This window comes from Stenotrophomonas sp. S39, from assembly GCF_016624665.1.
Lineage (GTDB): Bacteria > Pseudomonadota > Gammaproteobacteria > Xanthomonadales > Xanthomonadaceae > Stenotrophomonas.
Genome location: NZ_JACVTT010000118.1, coordinates 1 through 11,671, shown reverse-complemented (window position 1 = coordinate 11,671; position 11,671 = coordinate 1). Strand labels below are relative to the sequence as shown.

The 11,671-nt window shown below is 67.9% G+C and carries 11 protein-coding genes; all 11 read left to right on the top strand.

Translation table 11 applies throughout. From position 1 onward, the window contains the following. Window positions 1-134: 134 nt before the first annotated feature. The 11 genes from IAE41_RS20260 (at window position 135) to IAE41_RS20210 (ending at window position 11,531) form a co-directional block, all read left to right on the top strand. Complete coding sequence (locus tag IAE41_RS20260) at window positions 135-698, top strand: hypothetical protein (protein WP_108758200.1); 564 nt, start codon at window positions 135-137, stop codon at window positions 696-698. Between the two features lie 352 nt (window positions 699-1,050). Continuing rightward, complete coding sequence (locus IAE41_RS20255; RefSeq protein WP_108769376.1) at window positions 1,051-2,061, top strand: N-acetylornithine carbamoyltransferase; 1,011 nt, start codon at window positions 1,051-1,053, stop codon at window positions 2,059-2,061. A gap of 119 nt (window positions 2,062-2,180) precedes the next feature. Continuing rightward, window positions 2,181-3,374 (top strand): argininosuccinate synthase, encoded by a 1,194-nt coding sequence (locus IAE41_RS20250; RefSeq protein WP_200734340.1) that lies wholly within the window; start codon window positions 2,181-2,183, stop codon window positions 3,372-3,374. A gap of 132 nt (window positions 3,375-3,506) precedes the next feature. Further along, on the top strand, window positions 3,507-4,595 hold the full coding sequence (locus IAE41_RS20245; RefSeq protein ID WP_200734339.1) for an acetylornithine deacetylase: 1,089 nt from the start codon (window positions 3,507-3,509) through the stop codon (window positions 4,593-4,595). A gap of 24 nt (window positions 4,596-4,619) precedes the next feature. Further along, window positions 4,620-5,948 (top strand): acetylglutamate kinase, encoded by a 1,329-nt coding sequence (locus tag IAE41_RS20240; RefSeq protein WP_079222518.1) that lies wholly within the window; start codon window positions 4,620-4,622, stop codon window positions 5,946-5,948. Window positions 5,949-5,953: 5 nt separating this feature from the next. Then, on the top strand, window positions 5,954-6,556 hold the full coding sequence (locus tag IAE41_RS20235; protein ID WP_079222517.1) for a GNAT family protein: 603 nt from the start codon (window positions 5,954-5,956) through the stop codon (window positions 6,554-6,556). After that, window positions 6,553-7,506, top strand: a complete 954-nt coding sequence (gene argC / locus IAE41_RS20230; RefSeq protein ID WP_200734338.1) for an N-acetyl-gamma-glutamyl-phosphate reductase — start codon at window positions 6,553-6,555, stop codon at window positions 7,504-7,506. Before IAE41_RS20235 ends, argC begins: the two co-directional genes overlap by 4 nt. A gap of 33 nt (window positions 7,507-7,539) precedes the next feature. Continuing rightward, a complete protein-coding gene (argH, locus tag IAE41_RS20225; RefSeq protein WP_200734337.1) occupies window positions 7,540-8,835 on the top strand; it encodes an argininosuccinate lyase in 1,296 nt (431 codons plus the stop codon). After that, window positions 8,835-9,098 carry a YciI family protein gene (locus IAE41_RS20220; protein WP_079222514.1) on the top strand — a complete coding sequence of 88 codons (264 nt, stop codon included), beginning with the start codon at window positions 8,835-8,837 and terminating at the stop codon, window positions 9,096-9,098. Before argH ends, IAE41_RS20220 begins: the two co-directional genes overlap by 1 nt. Window positions 9,099-9,108: 10 nt before the next feature. Beyond that, window positions 9,109-10,266 (top strand): glutamate 5-kinase, encoded by a 1,158-nt coding sequence (proB, locus tag IAE41_RS20215; protein ID WP_200734336.1) that lies wholly within the window; start codon window positions 9,109-9,111, stop codon window positions 10,264-10,266. Beyond that, the gene (locus tag IAE41_RS20210) at window positions 10,263-11,531 is read left to right on the top strand and encodes a glutamate-5-semialdehyde dehydrogenase (protein WP_200734335.1); all 1,269 of its coding nucleotides are present in this window, start codon (window positions 10,263-10,265) and stop codon (window positions 11,529-11,531) included. Before proB ends, IAE41_RS20210 begins: the two co-directional genes overlap by 4 nt. The last annotated feature ends 140 nt before the right edge of the window (window positions 11,532-11,671 follow it).

Here is an 11,671-nt window from a genome sequence, read left to right as displayed (position 1 = left end):
GGGGGGGGGGGGGGGGGGGGGGGGGGGGGGGGGGGGCCCCCGCGGGGGGGGCAGGAGCTGCGCGGACGGGTAATGTTCAGCCCCTCGCGGTCGTCACTGCCTACACTATCGCCGTGTCCTTTCTTCCATCGCCAATGAAATCCACCGCGTTGCTGACCCTGGCCTGCCTGTCGGCGGCGCCGGTCGTGGCCCAGGCCCAGGAGGCCGAGCCGCGCAACCGGGTGGTGATCGTGGAGAACGTGAAGTTCGACTACGCCCAGGTGCTGAACGTCGAGCCGGTCTTCCAGACCCTGCGCGCGACCCGCACCGAGGAGCACTGCGAGCCGGTCTCGACCCGCACCCTGGCCCCGGTCAACGTGACCGGCGAGGAGCCGGTGGAGGAGAAGGGGCGGATCGGTCGCTTCTGGGACTCGGTGCGCTCGATGTTCAAGCACAGCGACGAGGAGGCCGCCCAGGAGGTGGTCGCCGAGAATCCGGCGCCGGCCCCGGCCAACAATGGCCCCATGCTGACCCGCGACTGCAAGATCGTGCCGGTCGGCCGCGAGTTCCGCCGGCCCATCGCCTATGACGTGGACTACGTCTACAAGGGCACCAAATACCGTTCGCGGCTGCCGGAGGACCCCGGCAACCGGTTGAAGATCCGGGTCTCGATCACCCCCTGGGTGGGCCCGGAGCAGGCGGCGGCCAGTTCCCCCTGACCGGCCGGGGCCATGCGCTGCCGGCAGGGTAGGGTCTTGCGCCCACCCCGCCCCCATGCAAAGATAATCGACCATGAAGCTCACCGACTTCCAGCACGACAGCAGCGCCGCCCGCCAGGCCACTGGCATGACGTCGCGTGCCCGTCGACCGGAACCCCACATCCTCGCTGGGTAACCGGAGCTTTCTGCTGTTCGTCCGATGAAAACCCAGCCTCCCGGCTGGGTTTTTTCGTTTCCGCGCTTCAAAAATGCATGTTCCGAAAGCTTCATCTGAAACTTTTTCGTCCCACCCTGTTCCCTGTTCTCCCTTCCACCGCGCCGCACCCCCGGCGCCGCCACGCAAGGAAAGATGATGTCCCCCAAGCACTTCCTGAACACCCAGGACTGGAGCCGCAGCGATCTTGACGCGCTGCTGACCCAGGCCGCGCTGTTCAAGCGCAACAAGCTCGGCGACCAGCTCAAGGGCAAGTCGATCGCGCTGGTGTTCTTCAACCCGTCCATGCGCACCCGCACCAGCTTCGAACTGGGCGCGTTCCAGCTCGGCGCCCACGCGGTGGTGCTGCAGCCGGGCAAGGATGCGTGGCCGATCGAGTTCAACCTCGGCACGGTGATGGACGGCGACACGGAAGAGCACATCGCGGAAGTGGCCAAGGTGCTGGGCCGCTACTGCGACATCATCGCCGTGCGTGCGTTCCCCAAGTTCCAGGACTGGGCGTACGACCGCCAGGACATCGTCCTCAACAGCTTCGCCAAGTACTCGCCGGTGCCGGTCATCAACATGGAGACCATCACCCACCCGTGCCAGGAACTGGCCCACGTGATGGCGCTGCAGGAACACTTCGGCACCCAGGATCTGCGCGGCAAGAAGTACGTGCTGACCTGGACCTACCACCCCAAGCCGCTGAACACCGCCGTGGCCAACTCGGCGCTGACCATCGCCACCCGCATGGGCATGGACGTGACCCTGCTGTGCCCGACCGCCGACTACATCCTCGACGACCGCTACATGGGCTGGGCCGAGCAGAACGTGGCCGAAAGCGGTGGTTCGCTGAAGATCAGCCATGACATCGACAGCGCCTACGCCGGCGCCGACGTCGTGTATGCCAAGAGCTGGGGCGCGCTGCCGTTCTTCGGCAACTGGGAACCGGAAAAGCCGATCCGCGACCAGTTCAAGCACTTCATCGTCGACGAACGCAAGATGGCGCTGACCAACAACGGCGTGTTCAGCCACTGCCTGCCGCTGCGCCGCAACGTCAAGGCCACCGACGGCGTGATGGATTCGCCGCAGTGCATCGCCATCAACGAAGCCGAGAACCGACTGCACGTGCAGAAGGCGATCATGGCGGCGGTTGCCGGGCGCTAGGTCAAACAAAGGGTAGAGCCGACCGTTGGTCGGCTGCTCCCGCAGCGGTGCATCCAACATTCCAGCCGACCAACGGTCGGCTCTACCGAATTCCCATCCCCCAAGTGGACCTGATCCCCATGAGCAACAAAGACGTCGTTCTCGCCTTCTCCGGCGGCCTGGATACCAGCTTCTGCGTGCCGTACCTGCAGGAGCGTGGCTACAACGTGCACACCGTGTTCGCCGACACCGGCGGCGTGGATGATGAGGAGCGCGATTTCATCGAGAAGCGCGCTGCCGAGCTGGGCGTGGCCAGCCACCAGACCGTCAACGGTGGCCCGGCCATCTGGGAAGGCTTCGTCAAGCCGTTCGTGTGGGCCGGCGAAGGCTACCAGGGCCAGTACCCGCTGCTGGTCTCCGACCGCTACCTGATCGTCGACGCCGCGCTGAAGCGTGCCGCCGAACTGGGCACCAACATCATCGCCCACGGCTGCACCGGCATGGGCAACGACCAGGTCCGTTTCGACCTGGCCGTGAAGGCGCTGGGCGACTACCAGATCATCGCGCCGATCCGCGAGATCCAGAAGGAACACACCCAGACCCGCGCCTACGAGCAGAAGTACCTGGAAGAGCGCGGCTTCGGCGTGCGCGCCAAGCAGCAGGCCTACACCATCAACGAGAACCTGCTGGGCCTGACCATGTCCGGCGGCGAGATCGACCGCTGGGAAGCCCCGGGCGAAGGCGCGCGTGGCTGGTGCTCGCCGCGCAGCGAGTGGCCGGAACAGGCCCTGACCGTGACCCTGAAGTTCGTCGAAGGCGAAGCCGTCGAACTGGACGGCAATGCGCTGCCGGGTGACCAGATCCTGGCCCAGCTCAACAAGCTGTTTGCCCCGTACGGTGTCGGCCGCGGCGTCTACACCGGCGATACCGTGATCGGCCTGAAGGGCCGCATCGTGTTCGAGGCACCGGGCCTGGTCTCGCTGCTGGCCGCGCACCGCGCCCTGGAAGACGCCGTGCTGACCAAGCAGCAGAACCGATTCAAGCCGGACGTGGCGCGCAAGTGGGTGGAGCTGGTGTACGAAGGCTTCTACCACGACCCGCTGAAGACCGACATCGAGGCCTTCCTGAAGTCCTCGCAGGCCAAGGTCAATGGTGAAGTGGTGCTGGAAACCCGTGGCGGCCGCGTCGATGCGGTGGCCGTGAAGTCGCCGCACCTGCTCAACACCAAGGGTGCCACCTACGCGCAGTCGGCCGACTGGGGCGTGGAAGAGGCTGAAGGCTTCATCAAGCTGTTCGGCATGAGCTCGACGCTTTACGCGCAGGTCAACCGCTGAGCGGTTGACCACGCATTCCGCCTCAACCCCGCGCCGTTGGCGCGCCCCCTTCAACAAGAAGGGGGCTCTCCACCAGACGCATCACGGTAGCGCCGGGCCATGCCCGGCGGAATCCCACAGGATTGTTGATTCATGCTTGAACAGACGCTCGATCACCTGCAGGCCCTGGTGTCCTTCGACACCCGCAACCCGCCGCGTGCGATCACCACCGGTGGCATCTTCGATTACCTGCGTGCAAACCTGCCCGGCTTCAACGTCGAGGTGATCGACCACGGCGCCGGTGCGGTCAGCCTGTATGCCGTGCGCGGCACGCCGAAGTACCTGTTCAACGTGCATCTGGATACCGTGCCCGATTCGCCGCACTGGAGTGCCGACCCGCACGTGATGCGCCGCCTGGACGACCGCGTGGTCGGCCTGGGCGTGTGTGACATCAAGGGCGCCGCTGCGGCGCTGGTGGCCGCGGCCAACGCCAGCGAGGGCGATGCTGCGTTCCTGTTCTCCAGCGACGAGGAAGCCAACGACCCGCGCTGCATCGCTGCGTTCCTGGCCCGTGGCCTGCCGTACGAAGCGGTGCTGGTGGCCGAGCCGACCATGAGCGAGGCCGTGCTGGCGCACCGCGGCATCAGCTCGGTGCTGATGCAGTTTGCCGGCCGCGCCGGCCATGCCTCGGGCAAGCAGGATGCGGCCGCCAGTGCATTGCACCAGGCCATGCGCTGGGGCAACCGCGCGCTGGACCATGTGGAATCGCTGGCCTCGGCGCGCTTCGGCGGCCTCACCGGCCTGCGCTTCAACATCGGTCGGGTCGAGGGTGGCATCAAGGCCAACATGATCGCCCCGGCGGCCGAAGTGCGTTTCGGCTTCCGCCCGTTGCCGTCGATGGACATCGATGCGCTGCTGGCAACCTTTGCCGGTTTCGCCGAACCGGACGCCGCACTGTTCACCGAAACCTTCCGTGGCCCCAGCCTGCCGGCCGGTGACATCGCCGAAGCGGAACACCGCCGCCTGCTGGCGCGCGACGTGGCCGATGCGCTGGACCTGCCGATCGGCAACGCCGTGGACTTCTGGACCGAAGCCTCGCTGTTCTCCGCCGGTGGTTACACCACGCTGGTGTTCGGGCCGGGTGACATCGCCCAGGCCCACACCGCCGATGAGTTCGTGACGCTGGACCAGCTGCAGCGCTATACCGACGCCGTGCACCGCATCATCGCCGCCGGCGCCTGATACCTACCTTCTGACGAAACCGAAATGTCTCCTGCCCTCCAGCCCCACCGCCAGACCCGCCAGACCATCGTGCGCCTGCTTTCCAGCATGGCCAGCGCGAAGGAGATCAGCCAGTACCTCAAGCGCTTCTCGCAGCTGGACGCCAAGCGCTTCGCCGTGGTCAAGGTCGGCGGCGCGGTGCTGCGCGACGATCTCGAAGCGCTGACCTCCTCGCTGTCGTTCCTGCAGGAAGTCGGCCTGACCCCGATCGTGCTGCACGGCGCCGGCCCGCAGCTGGATGCCGAACTGTCGGCCGCCGGCATCGACAAGCAGACCGTCAACGGCCTGCGGGTGACGTCGCCGGAAGCGCTGGCGATCGTGCGCCGCGTGTTCCAGCAGTCCAACCTGCGCCTGGTCGAGGCGCTGCAGCAGAACGGCGCGCGCGCCACATCCATCACCGGCGGCGTGTTCGAAGCCGAATACCTGGACGTGGACACCTACGGCCTGGTCGGTGAAGTGAAGCGGGTCAACCTGGCCCCGATCGAGGCCAGCCTGCGCGCCGGCTCGATCCCGGTCATCACCAGCCTGGGCGAGACCGCTGGCGGGCAGATCCTCAACGTCAACGCCGATTTTGCCGCCAACGAGCTGGTGCAGGAACTGCAGCCGTACAAGATCATCTTCCTCACCGGCACCGGCGGCCTGCTGGACGAGTCGGGCAGCGTGATCGATTCGATCAACCTGTCCACCGAATACGACCACCTGATCGCGCAGCCGTGGATCCACGGCGGCATGAAGGTGAAGATCGAGCAGATCAAGGATCTGCTCGATCGCCTGCCGCTGGAATCGTCGGTGTCGATCACCCGCCCGGCTGACCTGGCCAAGGAACTGTTCACCCACAAGGGCTCGGGCACGCTGGTGCGCAAGGGCGAGAAAGTGCTGCGCGCCACCGGCTGGGACGAACTGGACCTGCCGCGCCTGAAGGGCCTGATCGAATCCAGTTTCGGCCGCACCCTGGTGCCGGATTATTTCGAGAAGACCAAGCTGCTGCGCGCCTATGTCAGCGAGAACTACCGCACCGCGGTCATCCTCACCGACGAAGCCGAAGGCGTGTACCTGGACAAGTTCGCCGTGCTCGACGATGCGCAGGGTGAGGGCCTGGGGCGTGCCGTCTGGAACGTGATGCTGGAAGAAACCCCGCAGCTGTTCTGGCGCTCGCGCAACGGCAACCCGATCAACCATTTCTACTACGCCGAGTCCGACGGCTGCTACAAGCAGAACACCTGGAAGGTGTTCTGGTTCGGCGCCGATGGCATCGACCGCATCAAGACCTATGTGGACCACTGCGCGGCGCGCCCGCCGAGCCTGCAGGACTGAGTGCGATGAGCCACGCCGACGCCTGGACCACCGTTCCCACCCTGCGCGGCCAGCACGTGATGCTGGAGCCGTTGCAGCGTGACCACGTGCCCGGCCTGGCGGCGGCATTGCAAGGCAGCGGCCTGGACCAGCTCTGGTACACCCAGGTGCCGTCGCCGGAGCAGGCAGGGCACTACGTGCAGGCCGCGCTGGACGTGCAGGCCGAAGGCAAGGTGCTGCCGTTCGTGATCCGCGATGCGGCCGGCGACATCGTCGGCAGCACGCGCTTCTATGCGCTGGAGCCGGGCGTGCCCCGGCTCAGCCTCGGCTACACCTGGTACGCCCCGCGCGTGCAGCGCACCGGGGTCAACACCGAGGCGAAGCTGCTGCTGTTGCAGCACGCGTTTGAAACCCTGGGCTGCATCAGCGTGGTGCTGGAAACCAGCTGGTTCAACCACACCTCGCGCGCCGCCATCGCCCGCCTGGGCGCCAAGCAGGACGGCGTGCTGCGCAACTACACCCGGCATGCCGACGGCACGCCGCGCGACACCGTCATCTTCTCCATCATCGACGCGGAATGGCAGGGCGTGAAGCGCCACCTGCAGCACCGCCTGGACCATCACGCATGAACGATTCGACTTTCACCCTGGGCATTGTCGGTGCCCGCGGCCACACCGGCGCCGAGCTGATCAAGCTGGTGGCCGCGCACCCGCGCCTGCAGCTGGCATTCGTGTCTTCGCGCGAGCTCGCTGGCAAGCGCCTGGCCGATCATCACCCGGAGTACCACGGCGAGCTGCATTACGAGAACCTGGACGCCGATGCCGTGGCCGCCAAGGGCGTGGACGCGGTGATCCTGGCCCTGCCCAATGGCCTGGCCGCCCCCTTCGTGGCCGCCCTGCAGGCGGCCAAGCCGGACACCGTCATCATCGACCTGTCGGCCGACTACCGCTTCGACGGCCAGTGGTACTACGGCCTGCCGGAGCTGACCCGTGGCCGCTACCAGGGCCAGAAGCACATCAGCAACCCGGGCTGCTACGCCACGGCCATGCAGCTGGCGATCCATCCGCTGCTGGACCTGCTGGCCGGCCCGCCGCAGTGCTTCGGCGTGTCCGGCTACTCCGGTGCCGGCACCTCGCCCTCGGACAAGAACAACCCCGAGCTGCTGGCCGACAACCTGATGCCCTACGCGCTGACCAACCACATGCACGAACGCGAAGTGTCGGCGCAGCTGGGCGTGCCGGTGGAGTTCATGCCGCACGTGGCGCCGCATTTCCGTGGCATCACCCTCACCGCCAACCTGTGGCTGAACCGCGCGCAGACCCGCGAGCAGATCGTCGAGCGCTTCCAGCAGGCCTACGCCGGTGAGCCGCTGGTGGAGATCGTGGATGAAGCGCCGTGGGTCAGCCGCATCGCCGGCCGCCATGGCGCGCAGGTGGGTGGCTTCACCCTGGCCCCGGGCAACAAGCGGGTCGTGGTCGTGGCAACCCTGGACAACCTGCTCAAGGGCGCCGCCACCCAGGCCATGCAGAACCTCAACCTCGCGCTGGGCATCGACGAACTGACGTCGATCCCGCACTGATACCGCCCAGACACCGCCTTCCCGGAGCCCCCCATGGCAGACCTTCTTTGGCAGAAGCCCGGCGTCGCCGTCGACGCCCAGATCCAGACCTTCCTCGCCGGCGATGACGTGATCCTCGATCGCGAATTCTTCCTGCACGACATCGCCGCCAGCGCCGCGCACGCGCAGGGCCTGCACCACATCGGCATCCTCAGCGCCGACGAGCTGGAAGGCCTGCTGCGCGAACTGGAGGTGCTGGCACAGGACTTCCGCGCAGGCCGTTTCGTGCTCGATACGCAGTACGAGGATGGTCACTCGGCCATCGAAGCGCGCCTCACCGAGCGCCTGGGCGATGCCGGCCGCAAGATCCACACCGGCCGCAGCCGCAACGACCAGATCCTGGTCGCCACCCGCCTGTGGCTGAAGGAAAAGCTGCAGCGCGTTGCCCAGCTCAGCGCCGAAGTGGCCAAGGTCGCGCTGGACCGTGCGCAGGCCGAGAAGGACGTGCCGCTTCCCGGCTACACCCACATCCAGCGCGCCGTGGTGTCCTCGGCGGGCATGTGGTGGGCCGGCTGGGCCGAAGCCTTCATCGACAATGCCGTGCGTGCGCGTGACACCCACGCACTGGTCGATGCCAACCCGCTGGGCACTGCCGCCGGTTACGGCGTGAACCTGCCGCTGGACCGCGAACACACCACGGCCGCGCTGGGCTTTGCGCGCATGCAGATCTCGCCGATCTACGCGCAGCTGTCGCGTGGCAAGTTCGAGCTGGCTGCGCTGGAAGCACTGGGCGGCGCCACCCTGGACCTGCGCCGCATCGCCTGGGATCTGTCGCTGTTCACCAGCGCCGAGTTCGGCTTCGTCGCCCTCCCGGCGCAGTACACCACCGGCAGCTCGATCATGCCCAACAAGCGCAACCCGGACGTGATCGAGCTGATGCGTGCCACCCACGCCAGCGTCGCCGCCGCGCGCACCGAGATCGAGCAGCTGCTGTCGCTGCCCTCGGGCTACCACCGCGACCTGCAGTCGTCCAAGGGCGCCATCTTCCACGGTTTCGGCCGCGGCCTGGCCGCGCTGGAACTGCTGCCGGCGCTGCTGGCCAACCTGGAATGGCGTGACGACAAGCTGCGCGCGGCCATTGATTCGGGCATGTACGCCACCGACGTCGCCGTCGAAGCCGCCGTTGCGGGCGTGCCGTTCCGTGAAGCCTACAAGGCCGCCGCGGCCGGTGCCGACAGCGCAGGGCAGGGCCGCACGCCGGAAGGCAGCCTGGCCGCACGCGTGTCGCCCGGTTCGGCCGCCGACCTGCGCCTGGACGAACTGCGCACGCGCTGGCAGGCGCTGGCCTGATGGCGGGCACCGTCTACCTGGTGCTGGCCATGCGCCGGCCCGATTTCAACGCCGCCGCCGTGCAGCCGCACCTGGATTTCCTCGATGCGCTGCGCGCGCAGGGCCAGCTGCAGCTGACCGGCGGATTCACCGATGGCAGTGGCGGCGCCTACGTGCTGTGCAATGTGGCCAGCCTGGCCGATGCACAGGCCATCGTCGCCACTGATCCGCTGGTGACGATGCAGGCCTCGCACCTGACCGTGCACGAATGGAACACCCGCTGAGGCGCACCTGATGACTCTGCACGCCACCCACGTCGCCTCGCCGTTCCCCGAACAAGCGCTGCCGCCGTGGCGGCGTGCCGTGCTCAAGGTGGGCAGCAGCCTGCTGGCCGCCGATGGCGGTGGCCTGTCGCCGCGGCATGCGCTGGGCCTGGCGCAGTTCGTTTCGGCCAACGCGCTGGCCGGGCGCGAAGTGGTCATCGTCTCCTCCGGCGCGGTCGCCGCCGGCCGCGCCATCCTGCCGCGTGCCGATGAGCCCGGCGCAGCGATGGCTGCGCGGCAGGCACTGGCCGCGCTGGGCCAGGCACAGCTGATCGGCCTCTGGCAGCGCTTCTTCGAGCGCCCGGTGGCGCAGGTGCTGCTGACCCACGACGACCTGCGCAACCGCCGTCGCTACCTCAATGCACGCGCCACGCTCACCGAGCTGCTGCGGCTGGGCGCGTTGCCGGTGGTCAACGAGAACGACACCGTGTCGGTGGACGAGCTCAAGCTGGGCGACAACGACAACCTGGCCGCCACCGTGGCCGCGCTGGTCGATGCCGATGCGCTGTTCATCGCCACCGACATCGACGGCCTGTACAGCGCCGACCCGCGCACCGTGGCCGACGCGCGCCCGCTGCATGACGTCCCCGAGCTGGATGACACGGTGCTGGCGATGGCCGGCGGCGCCGGTTCGCGTGCCGGTACCGGGGGCATGCGGACCAAGCTGGAAGCCGCGGCCAAGGCTGGCCGGCTTGGCATCGAAACCTACCTGTTCAATGGCCGCAGCGGCGATGTCGTGCGCGCGCTGGCGCAGGATCGCCTGTTCGGCACCCGCATCCATGCCGCGCGCAGCCGTGAGGCCGCTCGCAAGCACTGGCTGCGGCATGCACCGCTGGCCGACGGCGCGATCCTGGTCGATGCCGGTGCGGCGCAGGCGATGCGCGAGAAGGGCGCTTCGCTGCTGCCCGGCGGCATCACCGGCGCCGATGGCGATTTCCGCCGCGGCGACATGGTGCAGGTGTGCTGGAACACGCCGCAGGGCCGCCTCTGCGTCGCCCGTGGTGTCAGCCAGTACGCCGCCGATGATGTGCGCCGCATCGCTGGCCGCCATTCGCGCGACATCCAGGCCGTGCTCGGCTACAACTACGGCGGTACCGTCGTCCATCGCGACGACCTGGTACTGCCATGACCGGACTGCAGGACACCCCCATGAGTGAAATCGAAGCGCAGGCACGTGCCTGCCGTGACGCGGCCCAAGTGGTCGCTGGCCTGGACAGCGCCGCACGCGGCACGCTGCTGCAGGCCATGGCCCAGGCACTGGAGATGAACGCCGGGCTGATCCTGGCCGGCAATGCCCGTGACCTGGCGGCGGCGCGCGAGAAGGGTGTCGGCAGCGCGATGCTCGACCGCCTGGCCCTGGACCCGGCGCGCCTGTTCGCGATGGCCGAGGCCGTGCGCGAGGTGGCCGCGCTGCCGGACCCGGTGGGGCAGGTGACCCGCGACGACGTGCGCCCCAACGGCATCCGCGTACAGAAGGTGCGCGTGCCGCTGGGCGTGATCGCGATGATCTACGAAGCGCGGCCGAACGTGACCGCCGAAGCGGCGGCGCTGTGCCTGAAGGCCGGCAACGGCGTGATCCTGCGCGGCGGCTCGGAGGCGATCCATTCCAACACCGCCATCGCCCAGGCACTGGCTGCGGCCCTGCAGGCCAATGGCGTGCCGCCGGCCGCAGTGACCGTGCTGACCGACCTGCGCCGCGAGGCGATGCTGGAGCTGCTGCAGCTGCACGAACTGATCGACCTGGCCATTCCCCGCGGTGGCGAAGGGTTGATCCGGTTCGTGGCCGAGCATGCACGCGTGCCGGTGATCAAGCACTACAAGGGTGTCTGCCACCTGTTCGTGGATGCCAGCGCCGACCTGGACAAGGCCATCGGCCTGCTGGTGGATGGCAAGTGCAGCCGCCCGGCGGCCTGCAATTCGCTGGAAACGCTGCTGGTGCACCAGGACGTGGCCGACACTTTCCTGCCGCGCGCGGCGCAGGCACTGGGCGAACGTGGCGTGCAGCTGCGTTCCGACGCACGTGCGCAACCGCTGCTGCCGGGCAGCACGGCCGCCACCAACGAGGATTACGCGGCGGAATTCCTCGACCTGGTGCTGGCGGTACGGGTGGTGGATGATCTGGACGCCGCCATCGCCCACATCCGCACCTACACCTCCGACCACACCGAAGTGATCGCCACCGAAGACAGTGGCCATGCCGAGCGCTTCGTCAACGCGCTGCGTTCTGCCGTGGTGATGGTCAACGCGTCCTCGCGTTTCTCCGATGGGGGGCAGCTGGGGCTGGGCAGCGAGATCGGCATTTCCACCACGCGCCTGCACGCGTATGGGCCGATGGGCCTGGAAGCGCTGACGGTCGAACGTTTCGTGGTTCGCGGCGAAGGGCAGACGCGGTAGGCGTTTGTCCTGCAGGGCTTGCAGCCCTGCACCTGCTTTGGATCAACGTCAACGTCAACAGCAGAAGCGGGCACTCCGTGGGTTGGCGGGGTGGGTCCGGTTGAGGGGGACGCCGTAAACCCATCCATGGGGGCTTGGTC